This is a genomic window from Burkholderia sp. BCC1208 (genome assembly GCF_902833095.1).
Classification (GTDB): Bacteria; Pseudomonadota; Gammaproteobacteria; order Burkholderiales; family Burkholderiaceae; genus Burkholderia.
Map to the genome: position 1 here is coordinate 143,927 of NZ_CADFDY010000012.1, position 17,225 is coordinate 161,151.

Genomic DNA, 17,225 nt, shown 5'->3' on the forward strand with positions numbered 1-17,225 from the left:
TAATAGACGAACCGAATTGTTGAGCTTCCAGGGAAATTATTTTGATTTTTCGCCGTGCAAGGGATTTTCAACACGAATCGTTATCGTTTATCTGGTGTCGATGGCGTTCGCGCAGCCGGCATGAGACGACGGGAACCCGGAGAAAACAACGAAACCACGCATGCCGAAAGCGCGCGCTCCCGAGGTCACCACATCACGAAAACAGGCTCATCAGATAAAGCATCGGCCGAAACGAGACCGGTCGCGCATCGGGATTCGCCCACAGACGCACCGCATAGACGGCATAGGCCGGTACCTCGCGCCAACTCGAATAGACATCGCGCAGTTGAAAGCGGCGCGGATACGCGGCGGAGATGTTCTCCCGCGCAATGCCGACACGCTCGAACGCGAGGCGCGCCCGCGCGAGATGGTAGTACTGGCTGACGATCAGCACGCGCGACAGGCGATGCGCGTGCAGGTAGGCAAGCGTGTGCCGGGCGGTCGCGAGCGTGTTGTCGCCCTGGTCGTCGACGGCGATCCGGTCGGCCGGCACGCCGCGCGCCACGAGGTAGTCGCGCATGGCCGTCGCCTCGTTCAGACCGGGGCCGTCGATCGCGCCGCTGACCAGAAACGCCGGGCACTGCCCCGTGCGGTAGCAGCGCACGCCGACGTCGAGCCGGGCTGCGAGCACGGGCTTCGGCGCGCCGGTGTCGTCGAGCGCGTTGCCGAAGATCACGGCGACGTCGGCCGGTTCGCTCGGCATCCGCATCCCGTATCCGACGAGCGCGACGGCGGCGGCGCCCCAGATGCACGCGACGACGGCCAGCAGGCGGCCCGTTCGGGCCGCAAAGCCCCGTTTGGTGTGGTCTTTCAAGGTTTTCGGTCTCTCAGGTCGTCGGGCGTATCGGCTGGCCCGGCCCCGCATGGGCGCGTAACGCTAGCATGGCGCGCTCGCGCGTGTCCACGCGCCGGACCGACGCCGGGCCGCTACCGGCCTTTCGGCACGATGACCGACGGCGCGCGCCCGGGTAAGCGGGCCGGCAATACGGAGATCGAAAGAGTATGAATGGCCGCGCCGCGCGGCCCGGACCGATTCAATCGGCCGGGCACATCGCGAGCCGCCCCATCGCCTCGCCGGCGCCGCGCACCGCGCAGGTGGCCGGCTCGTCGGCGACCCGTGCGACCAGCCCGGTCTCGTCGTACAGCAGGCGTTCGAGATCGGCGAGCAGCGCGCCGCCGCCGGTGAGCACCACGCCGCGATTCGCGATATCGGTCACGAGTTCGGCCGGCGCGTTTTCCAGCACCGACTTCACCGCGCCGATCACCTGCTTGAGCGGCGCGGCCAGTGCGTCCGCGACGTCGTGATTGGACAGCTCGACCGAACGCGGCAGGCCGTCGCCGATGCTGCGGCCGACGGCGCGGGTCGACGTGCGCGGCACCGCGCTGGTGGCCGAGCCGATCGTCTTCTTCACGTGCTCCGCCGTCTGCTCGCCGAGCAGCACGCCGTACAGGTTGCGGACATGGTTGACGATCGCCGCGTCGAACTGGCTGCCGCCGACGCGAATCGCCTCGCGGTACACGATGCCGCCGAGCGCGATGACGGCGACTTCGGTCGTCCCGCCGCCGATGTCGATGACCATCGAGCCGACCGGCTCGGTCACCGGCAAACCCGCGCCGAGCCCGGCCGCGAGCGATTCCTCGATCAGTTCGACCTCCGATACGCCGGCCGCGAACGCGGCCTCGCGGATCGCGCGGCGCTCGACGGCCGTCGCGTCGGACGGCACGCACAACGTGACCTCGACGCGGCGGCCGAAGCGCGAGCGGGTGCGCGACATGTCGATGAAGCTGCGGATCATCTGTTCGGCCGCGTGCGCGTCCGCGATCACGCCGTGCCGCATGGGCCGCACGGATTCGAGATGCCCCGGTTCGCGGCCCAGCAACGCCTTCGCGAGCTCGCCGACGGCCTCGAGAATCGGCCGCGCGTCGCTTGCGCCGCCCTTGCGGAAGCAGACGACCGACGGCTGGTTCAGCACCACGCCGCGTTCGTGCGTATAGATCCGCGTACTTGCCGTTCCCGGGTCGATCGCAACGGGTTGCGAAAACAACTTTCCGAACAGCGGTGTCGACATATCAAACCTTTGTGAGGGAACGGGCCGGGACAGCCGCGCCGCACTTTTTGCCGCGCGTCCATGCCGCCCCATCACGAGCTTAGCGGCAAATCGTTCCGATACTTTAGGCAATTCCCGTGATTTTTTCGCGACGAAATTGCCGAACGTGGCGTTTCGGGCACGTCCGGCTACGCAACGGCCTCTCGCGTTGGGCCTGTAAAACACGGTAATCTCTCGGTCTTGCCTGCTCCCGGCAGGCCTCAGACGCACGATCACGCCAGGTATGTTCACCATGACAGCGACCGTTTTCTTCCGCTGGGCGCCGGTGCGCCCGCTCTGCACGGCGCTCGTTGCCTTCTGGTGCTGCACGGTCGCCGCCCAACCGCTGCCGGCCACCGAATCCGCCGCTGCCCGGACCGTTGCCGCTGCCGCCAACGCCCTGGCCGCCGCCGCGCCCGCCGCACCCGCCGCGTCGACGCACACCTGCACGGCCGACGGCGGCCCGGCCGGCCGCCCGTCGATCGGCCTCGTCCTGTCCGGCGGCGGCGCGCGCGGCTACGCACACCTCGGTGTCCTGAAAGTGCTGGAGGACAACCGGATTCCGATCGACTGCATCGCGGGCACCAGCATGGGCGCCGTGGTCGGCGGCCTGTACGCGAGCGGGATGGCGGCCGACGAGATGCAAAAGCGGCTGTCGGAAGTCAATCTGGCGGATATCGCGTTCGACGTGACGGACCGCGCGGACCTGCCCCAGACCAGCCGGGAAGATGAACGCCTGTACATCAACGGGCTGACGCTCGGCTTCGGCAAGAAAGGCGTCAAGGCGCCGGTCGGCCTCGTCCAGGGCAATCGGCTGCAGGCGCTGCTCGCGAACTGGACGGCCGCCGTGCCGACCAACCAGCCGTTCGACCTCCTGCCGATCCCGTACCGCGCGGTCGCGACCGACCTGCAGACGGGCCAGATGGTCGTGCTCGACCACGGCTCGCTGCCGCTCGCGATTCGCGCGAGCATGGCGATGCCGGGCCTGTTCGCGCCGGCCGAGATCAACGGGCACGCGCTGGTGGACGGTGGGCTCGTCAGCAACCTGCCCGTCGACACCGCGCGGCAGATGGGCGCGAACATCGTGATCGCCGTCGACATCGGCTCGCAACTGCGCCCGCTCGACGCGCTCGCGTCGCCGGCCGACGTGATGCAGCAGATGGTCGGCATCCTGATCCGCCAGAACGTGACCGCGCAGCGCAAGCAACTCGACGCGCAGGACGTGCTGCTCACGCCGAACCTCGGCTCGCTCGCGTTCACCGATTTCCAGAACGCGAAGCAGGCGATTGCCGCCGGCGAGGTCGCCGCGACCGCGGCGCTGCCGAAGCTGCGGCGTTTCGCGCTCACGCCGGAACAGTACGCGGCCTACCGGTCCGCGCACGCGCAGCCGCTGCCGCCGCCGATCCGGATCACGCGCATCGACATCAAGACCAGTGGTGGCGTGCCGAAGCGCGTCGTCAGCAACGCGCTGCATGTGAAACCCGGCGACATCTACGATCCGAAGACCGTCAGCCAGGATTTGCTCGGGCTCACGACGGGCGGCAACTTCGAGAGCGTCACGCAGCAGATCGTGAGCCGCGGCGACGACAACGTGCTCGAGATCGACGCGCGCGAGAAGTACTGGGGGCCCAACTTCCTGCTGTTCGGGCTCGGCATGTCGAGCAGTTCGACCGACGAAGGCGGTTTCCGCCTGCACGTCGGCTACCGGCGGCCGTGGCTCACCGAATCGGGGCTCGAATTCCGCGCGGACACGACGATCGGCAGCGACCTGCAGTCGGCCCGCGTCGAATTGCGCCAGCCGCTGTCGTCCGCGTACGGTGTGTACCTGTCGCCGTACGCGGAATACCAGCGTCGCTATGCGAACCTGTACGACGACTCCGGCGACGTGAAGATCACGCAGTACCTGATGCAGACGGCACGGGCGGGAATCGATCTGGGCCTGCCGATCGCGCGGCTCGGCGATTTCCGGATCGGCCTCGGTTACGTGACCGGGCACGGCTCGCCGACCTACAACTTGCCGTTCGACAACGGCAGCGGCCAGACGCTGCTGTGGCCGAGCTTCACGTCCCAGGCGCTGATCGCGCGGGCGCGGTTCGTGATCGATCAGCTCGACGATCCGATGTTCCCGCGCAAGGGTTATTTCGGCGAACTGCGAATCGAACGCTCGCTCGTGTCGCGCAACGGCGGCTCGGCACAGGCATTCGACGACGGGATCAACAACGCGCCCTATACCGAGATCTACGGCAAGGCGATGATCGCGCAGCAGTTCGGCCGGCACAGCGTCAGCGCGACGATCGAAGGCGGCAAGAGCATCGGCGGCACCAACCTGATCAACGCGTTCAACTTCACGCTCGGCGGCTTCCAGCATCTGTCCGCCTATGCGGCCGATCAGCTGAACGGCAACGAGCTGGCGTACGGGCAGGTCACGTACATGAACCAGTTGATGACGTTCAACGCATCGCCGATCAAGGCGTTGTCGGTGGGCGCCAGCGCGGAAGTCGGCAACGTCTGGTCCAGCGGCCAGCAGATCGGCGGCGGCGCGCTCAAGCAGAGCTACACGTTCTTCACGAGCCTGTCGACCGCGTTCGGGCCCGTCTACATCGGCGTGGCGCTCGCGCCCGGCGGCCGACGCAACTTCTACCTGCAGCTCGGCCGCACCTACTGAGCATGCGCGGATGCCGCTTCGGCGGCATCCGTGACGTCGGTGCGCTCGGCGGCAGCCTTCGTCGTCACGATTGCCGCGGATCGGTCCTCGCGCAGCGTAGCCCTAGACCGGCCAACTGATCTCGAAGCGCGCGCCGCCGAGCTCGACCGGATCGACGACCGCGATCCGGCCGTTGTGCGCGTGGAGCACCTGCCGCGTGATCGACAGGCCGAGCCCGTAGCCGCCGGTGCGACGGTCGAGGCGCACGAACGCGTCGAAGATCCGTTCGCGCTCGCTCTCGGGCACGCCGGGGCCGTCGTCCTCGACGAAGATCCCGATATTGCCGTGCACGAGCGAGATTCCGACAACGATCCGCGATTTCGCGTACTTGCTCGCGTTGCGCAACAGGTTGCGCATCGCATACGACATCAGCCGCCGGTCCATCTTCACGCGCAAATCCGCCCCGATCGCGATACGCGACTCGATCGCACGGTCCGGATACAGCAGTTGCGCGTCGTTCACCTGGTGCTCGAACCATGCGACCGGCGCGGTCATCTCGATGTTCGACTGCAGCGAGCTGTATTCGAGCCGGGCATACGTGAGGCTCATGTCGATCAGTTCCTCGAGCTCGGTCACGTCCTGCGCGATGCTCTCCAGCGCGCCTTGGTATTCGGCCGCCGAACCCGGTTCGCGCAGCATTTCGAGCGCGAAGCGCACGCGCGCGAGCGGCGTGCGCAGTTCGTGCGAGATCCCGTTCGTCAGATCGCGCTGCGCGGCGATCAGCCGCTCCATGCGCATCGCGAGCGCATTCAGCGTGCGCGCGAGCGGGCCGATGATCACGCTGTGCGATTCGCGCGCGCGCGTGTTGAAACGGCCGCCGGTGAAGTCGATCGCGCGCTCGCGTACCATCACCAGATCCGACCAGACCGGCCGCATCCACCGGTACGCGGCGAGCGCGGGCGCCGTAAACACGAACGCAAGCACGATCCAGATGTCGCCCGGCAGCGAGTCGAACGCATGCCACACGACCTGCGGCGACAACTCGACGCACAGCGCGAGCGCGGGCACCAGCGCGGTCAGCAGGACGAGGCCGAGCAGATGCAGGTAGGTGCGCACGTACAGGCGCGACCAGCTCGGAATGCGGTCGGCGCGCGTGTCGGTCCACGCGCGACGGAAATGCAGCCAGCGCCATTTGACGTAGCGCAGCGTCGGCAGCGGTGGTGCATCGGGGTGCGAACGGGTGGGTCGGATCATCGCGGCTCCCGGCCGGCGGGCGGAATGCCCGCGCGGAACGTGACGGCGTCGCGCGACGGCGGCGTCATTCCCACGCGTGCTTGCTGAATTGATAACCCTTGCTGCGGATCGTCTTGATCCGCTGCGGGTTGCTCGCGTCGTCGCGCAGCTTGCGGCGCAGCTTCGAGATGCGCCCGTCGATCGTGCGGTCGAGACCGTCAAATTCGACGCCGCGCAGTTGCAGCATCAGATCGTCGCGGCTGACGACTTCGCCCGCATGGCACACGAGCGCCCACAGCAGGTCGAATTCGGCCGACGTCAGCTCGGGCGTGCTGCCGTCGGGCAGCACGACGGTGCGGTCGGTGCGGTCGATCGAGAACTTGCCGAACGCGTAGCGCTCCGGCTGCGGCGCGCTGCTCTCGGCCGCGCGCGCCGGCGCCCGGCGCAGTTGCGCCTTGATCCGCGCGAGCAGGATGCGCGGCTCGACCGGCTTGTGCACGTAGTCGTCCGCGCCGAATTCGAGGCCGAGCAATTCGTCGAACGGCTCGTCGCGCGCCGTCACCATGATGATCACGCCGTCGTACTGCTTGCGCGCCTCGCGGCAGATTTCGAAGCCGTCCTTGCCCGGCAGGTTCACGTCGAGGATGACGAGATCGGGGCGAATGGACAGGATCGCCGGCACCGCGGCGTCACCATGCAGCACGGTATCGACTTCATAGTCGTTCTTGCGCAGGTAGCCGGCGATCAGCGTGGACAAGCGGGTGTCGTCTTCGACGAGCAGGATGCGAAAAGACATGGGCGGCGGTCGAGTCATCGGGAAAGCCGCGGCGGCGCCGGCCGGTGCCGGACGCCGGCCCTCGGCCGAAACGTACCGCATGATACTGCGCCCGCCGCTTGCCTGTTTGCCGGTCTCGAAAATAAGGGCGCGATTCCGGCCGCGCTTGACGAATCGGCGCCGGGACGGTTCCATACGGGCTCGCCGGAATCCGGCCATGCCTCTACCCTGCCTGACGCGATGAATTACCAGACGATCCTCGAACGCATCCACACCGAACTCGCCCCCTGGATTGGCCAGGGACGAGTGGCCGACTACATTCCCGAACTCGCGAAAGTGCCCGCCGACAAGTTCGGGATGGCCGTCGTGACGCTCGACGGAAACGTTTACACGGTCGGCGATGCGCACGAACGCTTCTCGATCCAGAGCATCTCGAAACTGTTCGCGTGCACGCTCGCGTTCCAGTTGCTGGGCGACGCGCTGTGGGAACGGGTCGGCCGCGAGCCGTCCGGCACCGCGTTCAATTCGCTGGTCCAGCTCGAAAGCGAGCGCGGCAAGCCGCGCAATCCGTTCATCAACGCGGGCGCACTGGTCGTCACCGACGTGCTGTGCCGCCGCTTCGTGAAGGCCGAAACGGCGCTCGTCGAATTCGTGCGGCGGCTGATCGGCGCGAACGACATCGACTACGACTCGCGCGTCGCGCTGTCGGAGTTGCAGCACGCGGAGCGCAACCGCGCGATGGCGCACTTCATGGCGAGCTTCGGCAACATGCAGATGCCGCCCGATACGGTGATCGACGCGTATTGCCGCCAGTGCGCGATCACGATGAACTGCGTCGAACTCGCCGGCGCCGCGCTGTTTCTCGCGAACGGCGGCGTCGCGCCGGCGACCGGCGAGCGGATCATCGATTCGAGTTCCGCGAAGCGGCTGTCGGCGCTGATGCTGACCTGCGGCACCTATGATGCGGCCGGCGATTTCGTGTACCGGGTCGGGCTGCCGGCGAAGAGCGGCGTCGGCGGCGGGATCGTCGCGGTGCTGCCGGGAGAGATGGCCGTGTGCGTGTGGGCGCCGGGGCTGGATGCGAACGGGAATTCGTTGGCGGGGACGCTGGCGTTGGAGTGGTTGACGACTTATACGGGAAGGTCGATTTTTTGAGGGGGCGAAGTTAAGCGTGCCTCATTTGGCGCAATGGCGGCAGATTTACATTGGCGCGCACGGGCACGCTCAATGGGGAACTCAGCCATCGGCAGCAATCGACCCAAAGCCGACGTTCGATGCTTGTGCGCGGCTATGACCGCTTTCGAATTTGAGCGGCCATGCGTGGAGGCGCGCTGCCAGTTGCAGCATTCCACAGGGCGCCGTGGCCATATCGAACGTTGAGCGCGTCCGCTTGAGTTGGAATCTGGTTCGCCTAACTCCCGCTGCCACTATCGTTCTGATGTCCGGTCGGAGTTTGCGGTCATTCAACTCTCCCCAGTGTTTCGGCGGTGATTTTGAGTAGCTCGACCGCGTCCGTCGCCAGCGGAATCTCAACGCGATAGCTACCATCCGCGGCACGCCACGGAAATATGCCGAATTGCCAGAGAAGCCGCTCGGTGTGCCGATTCAAAGCAAGGAACTCATCGAAGCTGGTCCACTCGCCTCGTCGGCTCCATAGCTCAGCCAGTTGGCGGTGGTAAGTATCGAACCAGTTACGTAAGCCCGTCTCTTCAAGAAGAGCGACAAGCTCCGGTTCATCGTCCAATGGCGCGGTGCCCAGCCCATCGCAGTGGCCGAGAAGATTGCCAGCGTGCTCAAGGACGAAAGCGAGGCGCGGAAGTATCTCGTGAAAGAGCAGAACCAAGTCACCATGCTGACGGTAGGCTAGCCGCGCGGACGGAACTCTCTCCTTGGCCTCAAGTAGACCGTTTGCGAGAACCTCGGCTTCGGCTTTGCCGTGGGCGCGATTGAAGGCCGCGGCGGCCCGCGACGCGAAATACCCATTCCAACCCGGGTAGGCCCCCACCTGCATGTCGTGGCCGAAGCTGTCTTTGAAGGGCTTCAGCAAGATGCCAGGAAGCGCATCGTCGAAAATCTGGGTACAGCCGATGAGCGCCAGTTGTTTGACGAGCGCATGCACGGCGACGGGGCGATAGAATGTGTCTTCCCTCACAAGTTCGCGAGCGAGCCCACCGTTCATCACGACGTGCCCCTTGACGACGCCATCACGAAGGACTGAGGGTGACTGCGCAATGCCGACACCCAATTCTGATTGGTAGGTTTCGAGGGGCTTGGTTGTTGGGAAGCCGCGATCGAGGGTGCGAAGCGCTTCGGGATAGTTGTCGGCGAACGTGATACCGTCGAGGCGGTCCAGCGGTATCGTCCAGCATGCCTCGCCTACGATCTGAGCGGTTGCTTCGGCGATCCTGTTGCGCGTGGAGTTATCGAAGTCGCCACGGAAGACAATCGCGATTGAACGAGGTACTTTGCGTGACGGCCGGTGGGTATCAGAATTGATTTCCGATCGAATGGCGTGTTCACCAGTGGGTGGTAACGCGGACTGCGGGCTCGGAAATAGTTCATAGACGCCGCTTCGAATTGCATCCTCTACCACGGTGAGCGCACGACAGCCCAAGGTGGGCAGGAGACTTTCCAGCTCGACTGACCGAGATCCGCTTAGGAAGTAGGTTTGACAGCACGCGGCCGCGGCCGCGTTGAATGCAGTAACGTCGACTGGCGGGGTGTCTGGCAAACATCCAACCAATAGTACCCTTGAACTTAGCGGCAGGATGACGGTTCGGACCTCATCCGGATCAGCCATCATCAGCGGTTTCCAGTCGCCACCCGCCTCACGAGCGAGTGCAACACAATCGGGAAGAATGAGATCGTTTTTCGCCTCGTCGACGCGCCACTCGAACGCACCGAGCGACTGGACACGTGGATCAGGCGCCATGGAGGCGGCGAGAGCTTTGTTATGACCGTCGCGAGCCAAGTTCGGTGCCTTCTCCTCAAGCTGCTCGAGCGTGCACATCAATGGAGCGAGATACCCGGTGGCAGCCGATTCGAAATTTTCCTTCGCAAGGAAGAACGCAACCCTCTCTAGCACTGGTTCAGGAAGGCCGAGCTGTGCAAGCGTTGAGTTCTTGTTGAGTGTGTCACCGAGGCGTTCGTGAAAGCGGTCGGTTGGCTCGGGTTCATCTAAGCCCAAAAGCCTTAAGACGGTATCCTGATTCCCAAAGATTGTCCGTGCGTGATTTGCAATGCTCCGCACCGCTTGAGCGAAAGTACCGCGCAAATGCGCGTTTCGAGTCGTGAGGTGTGCCACCACCTCTGCCGCGACTGCCGAGGGAGCCACGGCGCCTATCGGGACTGCGCGAAGCGCCGCGACCAACTGACGGAGACGGTTCTCGTAGTCGGTTATGTGATCGTCAAGCGTTTTACTGCCGTCGGTCGCCAGTCGGGAATAGAAATAGCCCTCAGCTGCCACACGATCGATGCCGGAGATGAAGGGGGCCGTCCGACCACGTCGATAGACGTAGACCTGCTGAACACCGTCGGCCCTCGGAATGAGGAAGCCGCGGAGGAATAACTGCGGAATCTCGTGCTGAACTTTTCCGGCCATGGTTGCGCGATTTAGGTTATTGGTCCTCGGACCACGTAAGCGAACTCTAGCGTAGAAACGATGGGAAGATGGTGCATAGCAACACGACGTACCGTTCGAGGCGCTCCGGCGGTGAGAGACGGTATTGCATGGAAACCGTCACTGCGCGCGTGCCCGTATTGAGAGATTGGTGAATGCTTTAGCCTGAGATACAGCGGTCTGAGTTAGTTGAAGGTGCTCACGCTGGCAGTCGGTGATCGCGTAATTCTCGTTTGAGTCGCGATCGTTTCATTTCGGCCGTTGCATACCCTTCACGGCGAGAGGGCCGCTTTACGTTGCCGCGCTGCCGTTTGAGTGTCCGGGTGCACTTCCGGCAAGATGACCGCACTTGGCCGCTACCCGCCAAACGTAACGGACGGCTGTCGACCCGAAGCGGTCCGTGGGAATTCTAAAAAGCGGACGCTGGTCACCGAGACACGTTGTCTAATGCTGGACTGACCCAAGCAGCCCCAACGCACGCCCAGATGAGCTGTTAGGATTTTGCAAGGCGGTCATTGCAGTGAATCCAGGCCGAACTGCTCGACTAGGTCGGGGAAGCCAAGCGACGTTGCGACCCTGGCAAAGGCACTGCGCTCTGCTGTCGATGCGACTGCAAGTGCAGATGCGATCTCCTCAAGTGCGTTCACGTCGTCGTCCTCAGTGTGCAAGTTGCCCGCTGATCGATGTACTTAACGGCGAGTACCAGTGCCTTGGCTAGTGCATCCATGTCTGCCTTCAAAAGACCTAATGTGATGTGAAACCCGTGCACTGAAGAACGCGATTTGTGACAAATTTCCAACGACCGCTTCTGGCCTATACGGATATTCGCCCATCAGCCTGATTGAAGGTTGGCTACGCAATCGTTGATTGCCTGTGCGAACAGCGGGTTGGATAAATCGATACCGACACGCGCTAGCGATAGCAACAATTGCTCGCCGCCTTCAACAACCCCTACGATGCGCCCGTTTTCGATCGGATCGCTGAAGCTGGGGAGTGCTTCCGGCAAGTCGGATTCGATACTTGCGATTCCGGCTTCAACCCTGAGATCGATTCCGAACGGTAGCAAGAATTCTCGTCTGAAGCCTCATTGTTGACGATCTCGGACCACCGTCGACTGACCCTAGTTGACCAATTCGGTCGTCGAAGGCGGCGCGACACCGACCCGCACAGTCTGCCCCGCAGGAGTCTCTGTCACTTCATATTGCAGGAGTGCGGGGACGCCGGCGTTGGAGTGGTTGACGACTTATACGGGGCGGTCGATTTTTCGATGCGACGAAGTCAGGCGTGCCTCCTCTGACACAACGCGATTTGCAACCAACAACCGATTCCCAAACAGCACCTTCAGCATGCTTTCAAGCGTTTGACGGCCGCATAAAACTCAGGCTCTTGCCACGGAACCGACGGCGAGCCGCCTGCGCCAGGTGATCCAGCCGATCCCACTCGATAGTATCGCCGCGACGAGCGGCGCCACGCCATGTCCGTATTCGCCGTAGAACGCGACGGTCGCGAGCGCAGCCAGCATCACGGCACAGCCGAGCGCCGAACCCCACAGTCGCGTCCTCGTTCGCGCCAGCAGGATGGCGGTCGTGAGTTCCAGCGCGCCGGTCACGAAATGGAACCCCGGCGGATATCCCCACTTCAGGTATTCGTCGACGATGGATCGCGGGGCAACGATGTTGCTGAGCGATCCCGCGACGAAAAAAGCCGCCAGCAACAACGGCAATACTTGGTGCCACGACATCTTGGACATTCGTCCTTTCTCCTTGTCTGATCCGCGTGCCGCCGTAAACCAGTGTGGCTGGCTCGTCGACGAGCCAGCCAATCACCGCTGACTGCCGCGGCTCGAAAAAGGCGGCCTACGCGCCTCCGTTCTCGATGTGACTGCCCCGGTTCAAGTGTTGGCGGCCTTGTAGGCTGCCGCAAAGACGTCGCGAGGAAGCGTCGTGCCCCCGACGTGCTCCGTCCCGTCGACACCGATATCCATCCATCCCGCGTTGACGGCATCGAACATCGCTTCGGCCGGCCCGGTCTGGCCCTTCGGGATGCCGAACCGTTCGAATGCTGCCGGCCACTCGGCCCGGGGGATGGCGAAGGCCTTGACGTCGCGCTGCATGATTTCGCCCAGTTGGGCCGCGACCTGATCCGCGCTGAACATCGAGCCAAGCTCGACGACGCGATGCCCTGACCACGCCGGCCCGGTCAGCAGCGTCGCCACCTCGGCACCGATGTCGTCGGTCGCGACCATGGTCGATTTCCGGCTCGTCGGGTTGTAGTAGACAGGCAGCGTGCCGCCTTGGGCGACGTGCAAGCCGTAAAGGAAGTTTTCGAAAAAACCGCCGGCTCGCACATAGGCAATCGGCAATGTCAGGTCGCGAAGCCCTTGCTCCAGAAGTGCCAGGGCCGTGATCATTCCCAACCCGCTGGTTCTGTCCGCCCCCATCGACGAGAGTGCGACCACCCGCGGCGGCGGTGCCTTGGTCAGCGCGTCGACATAGTTCGCGATCACACCCCTTGCTTCGCTGAAATCCGGCGACGGAGCCCAGACACCGGGCAGCATGACAAACGCACCTTCCACCCCTTCAAGCGCCCGCGCGACTGCGTCCGCATCGTTCCAGTCGCCTTCGATCACTTCCACGCCTTGATCCGCCCAGTGCATCGCCTTGTCGCGATTCCGGACCAGCGCACGGACCTTCTTGGCTCGCGCCAGCAGGTGTCGGGCCGTTGCGCCGCCGACGCGTCCTGTTATTCCTGTTACCAAAAACATAGGTTTCTCCTGAAATCAGTATTGCCTTCGAGCATCGATAACTGACACTCGCCCCAGGTAAAAGCCGCGGCAGCGCCTTCAATCCATGGCGAGCCGGGTGTCCGCCGGCACCTGAATATCGAAAGCGGGAAACAGGGGCCGGTATGAGAACTTCTCGAGGTACGGTCTAAGTTCGAGGGCAGGCCTATCATAGAGACCTGCGCCTCGCACCGTAAGGAGGCAGTTTTTTGTTACCAGAAGAGTTGAAGGGAACCCGAATGAGCGCTGCAGAGAATGCAATCGAGAGATTCGGCCGATATCAACGTCAGTCACGTGACGCCCCGCCCGCCCACTGTGCGGTTCGCGACGTGCTCGACCGAATCGGCGACAAATGGAGCATGCTCATGATCATGGAGTTGGCGACGCGATCGCAGCGCTTCGGCGAGCTTCGCCGATCCCTCCCCGACATTTCCAAGCGCATGCTGACGCAGACACTCCGCAATCTGGAGCGTGACGGACTCGTCACACGTCATGTTTTTCCCACCAAGCCGCCAAGCGTCGAATATCGTCTGGCTCCGCTCGGTCGATCGCTGCTGGACCCGATGGCGGCTCTCGTCGATTGGGCCGATCGAAGTTATGCCGACATCCATGCCGCACGCACGCGCTTTGACGGCGCACTCGCGGATGTTCCGCGCTAGATGCGCCACGAGGCCATACCAACTTGTTGAAACGCGGCACTGCCTCGAATGCCGGACGACTGGCGCGCGCCGTTTGCCGGATTCTTCTACTATCTGTCGCGCAAGCCCGATAAGGCAGCACCGAAAAATTGCCCGAGCTATTGGAGAACGTCGTTCATGAACGAGGAAAACGCATCGGATATCGACATGGCAACCCGCTCGCCCGCCAATGACGACAACGTGCACGCTCAGCCTTTCCCCATCACGCCATCAAAAACCGCGCTGCTCGTCATGCATTACCAGACCGACATCCTCGGCCTGTTCCCGTCGGTCGCGCCCGAGCTGCTCGCCAATACGCGCCGTCTCTGCGACGCGGCACGCGCCGCCGGCATCGGCGTCTGGTTCGCGAATCTCCGCTTCAGCCCCGGCTATCCGGAAGTCAGCCCGCGCAACAAGAATGGCCAGGGCATCAAGCAACTCGGCCTGTTCATCGACGACGCCCCGTGCCCCGAACTGGCCAGGCAACCCGACGAACCGCTGATCATCGCCCACCGCGCAAGCGTATTCTTCGGCACCGATCTGCAGGCACGGCTCGTCGCACAAGGCGTCGATTCGTTGATCATGGTCGGCATCGCGTCGACCGGCGTGATGCTGTCGTCGATCGCCCACGCGAGCGACGCCGATTTCCGCCTCTACACGGTCAAGGATTGCTGCTACGACCCGGACCCGGTGGTCCACGAGCATCTGTTCGCCACCGCGTTCGAATCACGTACGACGGTGCTGTCGCTCGCCGATGCGCTTCGGCTGCTGGCGTAACAAATCTCGTCAATGGAACGACATTCCATTACTTCCCCGAAGAGAGCGCAATACCGGCGCGTACCGCCCTCTCGATCACACCGGGCCGCCCTGGCCTGAAACCGAGCCCCCAATCCCCGATGAATGTGCCCGTGACCCATGATGTCGTGATTGCCGGAGCCGGCCCTGTCGGCCTGTTTCTCGCGTGCGAGCTGCGCGTTGCCGGCGTCTCCGTGCTGGTGGTCGAACAGGCGGACGAGCCGGAATCCCCGCTGAAGCATCTCCCGTTCGGCATGCGCGGCCTGTCGGCGCCGACGATCGACGCGCTCTACCGTCGCGGCTTGCTCGACGGCATCGCGCTGGCGCCTCATGCAAAGGACACCGCGCACTGGATGCGCCAGGCGCGTCGTCCGGCCGGCCATTTCGCCGGCATTCAGTTCTTCCACGACGACGTCGATGCGTCGCAGTGGCCGTACCATCTGCCCGGCCCGGCCGGCACGCACATGGCGACCGACATGGCGCGGGTCGAATCCGTGCTGACCGCCCGTGCGCACGCAACGGGCGTCGAAATCCGCCGCGGCCTTGCCGTCGAGGGCTTCGATCAGTCGGACGATGGCGTCACGCTGTACGCGGGCGGCGAGACATTGCGCGCACGCTGGCTCGTCGGCTGCGACGGCGGCCGCAGCGCGGTCCGCAAGGCCGGCGGCTTCGCGTTCACCGGCACCGACGCCGAGTTCACCGGCTACTCGATCGAAGCCGAGTTCGCCGATCCGGGCGCGCTGCTGCCGGGCCGTCACCACACGGCGGCCGGGATGTACACGTACACGCCGCCCGGAACCGTGGCGCTGGTCGAGTTTGACGGCAGCGCATTCCACCGGAGCGGGCCGGTGACGCTCGAGCATGCGCAGGCCGTCCTGCGGCGCGTGTCCGGCACCGCCATCACGTTGACCGCGCTCCGGCTCGCGGCCACGTGGACCGATCGCGCGTACCAGGCATCGACGTACCGCAACGGCCGCGTGCTGCTCGCGGGCGATGCCGCGCACATCCACTCGCCGCTCGGCGGCCAGGGGCTCAATCTCGGACTCGGCGATGCGATGAATCTCGGCTGGAAGCTGGCCGCGACGATCCGCGGCGACGCGCCGGACGGGCTGCTCGACAGCTACACGGACGAACGGCATCCGGTGGGCGCACGCGTGCTCGACTGGTCGCGTGCGCAGGTCGCGCTGATGCGGCCGTCCCCGAGTTCGCGCGCGCTCGCCGCGATCATTCGCGATCTCGTCGACACGCGCGACGGCGCGACGTACTTCGCCGAACGCTTGTGGGGCGTGTCGCTCGCGTACGATCTCGGCGGCGGCCATCCGCTCGTGGGCCACGGCGTTCCCGACTTCGAACTGGCCGACGGCACGCGGCTCGGCGAACACGTCCGGCACGGCAAGGGCGTGCTGCTGGACTTCGATGCGAATCCATCGCTTCGGGCACTGGCAAACCGTTGGCGAGACCGGATCGCCTATATCGCGAGCGATGCGAAAGACCGGCTCGGGCTGCGTGCGGTGCTGGTGCGCCCCGACGGCTTCGTCGCATGGGCCTGCGATGACGATGCGGACATCGACGCAGCCACGCATGCGGCCACTCGGTGGTTCGGCGTACCGTCCGCGACGCGTTGAGCGCAGCCGCGTGACGCAGGGAGCGGTCGCGTCTTGCCGACCGACGTACCTGCATGCGTGCCATCAACGGCATGCCCGAATGCCCATGCCATCCGTCCTGCCGCCGCCCTGACCGCCGGCGACGTGCGCGATGTCGCGCACGTCAGCCGCCTCCCGTCACTTCGCGATGAACACACCCGACGTCGGGCACGTGCCCTGCGTATTGCCGTCCGTCACGAGCGACGCCGCGCTCGGAAACTGCGCGGTCGCATTCGTCTTCACCGCGATCCACGCTTCGGTGAAGTAGCTCACGCCGTTCGTCTTCGTGCACTTCAGCGACACCGCGCTGCGCGTGTTGCTGCCGAACGCGCCTTCGAACGCCGACAGCAACTGGTTACGCGTGACCGTCTTGCCTGCGTTCGCTTGCAGGAATGCGTTGAACGACGTGTTGCCCAACCGGCTGATCATGCCCGACGCCTGGTTCCAGTAAGCATCGGGCGTGGCCGAATTCGAACACGTGCCGTGCTTGAACCACTCGTGCTTGTCGAGACACGATGCGACGCCCGGCATGTACGTCGACAGCGTGTTGCGGGTCGCGCTGCTGATCGGGTATGCGTCCATGCTGCACCACTGGTGCGCGTTGTCGAGATCGATGTCGTTCTGGGGCACGCCGCAGTAGAACGGCTGATTGCCGTCGTAACGGTTCGGCCACATCCCGTGCAGCGACAGGCTCGTCGCCGCATACGAGCCGGCGAGGTTCGTGCATTCCGGTGTGTCGTGCGACGCGCAGAAGCCGGGCTCCCACGATGCGGCGAGCAACAGGTAGTCGTAGCTGGTCTGCGCGGCGGCGTGCAGTGAAACGGAAGCGACGGCGAGTGCGGCAGCGGCGCGGGCGAGCGTCTTGAGCATGGCGTGTTTCCTCGGAAAGGGCTTGCGGTCGCGGGATGCGCCGCAAGGTTGTCGAATGTCT

At 64.6% G+C, this 17,225-nt stretch carries 14 protein-coding genes; 5 read left to right on the top strand and 9 right to left on the bottom strand.

Annotated elements, in window-relative coordinates; all coding sequences use genetic code 11:
• Window positions 1-193: 193 nt before the first annotated feature.
• Both HWX09_RS27845 and HWX09_RS27850 read right to left on the bottom strand, forming a co-directional pair.
• Window positions 194-853 carry a YdcF family protein gene (locus tag HWX09_RS27845; RefSeq protein ID WP_027781185.1) on the bottom strand — a complete coding sequence of 220 codons (660 nt, stop codon included), beginning with the start codon at window positions 851-853 and terminating at the stop codon, window positions 194-196.
• A gap of 220 nt (window positions 854-1,073) precedes the next feature.
• Entirely contained in the window at window positions 1,074-2,108 is a 1,035-nt protein-coding gene (locus HWX09_RS27850; protein WP_027781186.1) for a rod shape-determining protein, read from the bottom strand.
• A gap of 271 nt (window positions 2,109-2,379) precedes the next feature.
• Here HWX09_RS27850 and HWX09_RS27855 point away from each other — a divergent pair, with 271 nt between their 5' ends.
• Entirely contained in the window at window positions 2,380-4,791 is a 2,412-nt protein-coding gene (locus HWX09_RS27855) for a patatin-like phospholipase family protein (RefSeq protein ID WP_027781187.1), read from the top strand.
• 102 nt (window positions 4,792-4,893) lie between these two features.
• On the opposite strand, the gene HWX09_RS27860 is transcribed toward HWX09_RS27855, so the two are convergent.
• Together HWX09_RS27860 and HWX09_RS27865 are read right to left on the bottom strand one after the other, a co-directional pair.
• Entirely contained in the window at window positions 4,894-6,024 is a 1,131-nt protein-coding gene (locus tag HWX09_RS27860) for an ATP-binding protein (RefSeq protein ID WP_027781188.1), read from the bottom strand.
• 64 nt (window positions 6,025-6,088) lie between these two features.
• Window positions 6,089-6,799 (bottom strand): response regulator, encoded by a 711-nt coding sequence (locus tag HWX09_RS27865; RefSeq protein WP_027781189.1) that lies wholly within the window; start codon window positions 6,797-6,799, stop codon window positions 6,089-6,091.
• A 219-nt stretch (window positions 6,800-7,018) separates the two neighbouring features.
• Between HWX09_RS27865 and HWX09_RS27870 the strand changes: the two genes are divergently transcribed.
• Window positions 7,019-7,933 (top strand): glutaminase, encoded by a 915-nt coding sequence (locus HWX09_RS27870; RefSeq protein ID WP_027781190.1) that lies wholly within the window; start codon window positions 7,019-7,021, stop codon window positions 7,931-7,933.
• Window positions 7,934-8,237: 304 nt separating this feature from the next.
• On the opposite strand, the gene HWX09_RS27875 is transcribed toward HWX09_RS27870, so the two are convergent.
• The 4 genes from HWX09_RS27875 to HWX09_RS27890 all read right to left on the bottom strand — a co-directional run bounded on the left by HWX09_RS27875 (window position 8,238) and on the right by HWX09_RS27890 (window position 13,161).
• A complete protein-coding gene (locus HWX09_RS27875; protein WP_027781191.1) occupies window positions 8,238-10,379 on the bottom strand; it encodes a hypothetical protein in 2,142 nt (713 codons plus the stop codon).
• A gap of 850 nt (window positions 10,380-11,229) precedes the next feature.
• Window positions 11,230-11,463, bottom strand: coding sequence for a hypothetical protein (locus HWX09_RS27880; RefSeq protein WP_175888608.1), 234 nt, complete (start codon window positions 11,461-11,463; stop codon window positions 11,230-11,232).
• Between the two features lie 312 nt (window positions 11,464-11,775).
• Window positions 11,776-12,147 (bottom strand): DoxX family protein, encoded by a 372-nt coding sequence (locus HWX09_RS27885; RefSeq protein WP_027781192.1) that lies wholly within the window; start codon window positions 12,145-12,147, stop codon window positions 11,776-11,778.
• Between the two features lie 141 nt (window positions 12,148-12,288).
• Complete coding sequence (locus HWX09_RS27890) at window positions 12,289-13,161, bottom strand: NmrA family NAD(P)-binding protein (protein ID WP_027781193.1); 873 nt, start codon at window positions 13,159-13,161, stop codon at window positions 12,289-12,291.
• Between the two features lie 257 nt (window positions 13,162-13,418).
• Between HWX09_RS27890 and HWX09_RS27895 the strand changes: the two genes are divergently transcribed.
• The 3 genes from HWX09_RS27895 (at window position 13,419) to HWX09_RS27905 (ending at window position 16,276) form a co-directional block, all read left to right on the top strand.
• A complete protein-coding gene (locus HWX09_RS27895) occupies window positions 13,419-13,838 on the top strand; it encodes a helix-turn-helix domain-containing protein (protein WP_027781194.1) in 420 nt (139 codons plus the stop codon).
• Between the two features lie 186 nt (window positions 13,839-14,024).
• A complete protein-coding gene (locus HWX09_RS27900) occupies window positions 14,025-14,633 on the top strand; it encodes an isochorismatase family cysteine hydrolase (RefSeq protein WP_230469098.1) in 609 nt (202 codons plus the stop codon).
• A gap of 119 nt (window positions 14,634-14,752) precedes the next feature.
• On the top strand, window positions 14,753-16,276 hold the full coding sequence (locus HWX09_RS27905) for an FAD-dependent monooxygenase (RefSeq protein WP_034185233.1): 1,524 nt from the start codon (window positions 14,753-14,755) through the stop codon (window positions 16,274-16,276).
• A 156-nt stretch (window positions 16,277-16,432) separates the two neighbouring features.
• Here HWX09_RS27905 and HWX09_RS27910 read toward each other — a convergent pair whose 3' ends face one another.
• Complete coding sequence (locus HWX09_RS27910; RefSeq protein ID WP_027781197.1) at window positions 16,433-17,164, bottom strand: ribonuclease T2; 732 nt, start codon at window positions 17,162-17,164, stop codon at window positions 16,433-16,435.
• Window positions 17,165-17,225: the final 61 nt, after the last annotated feature.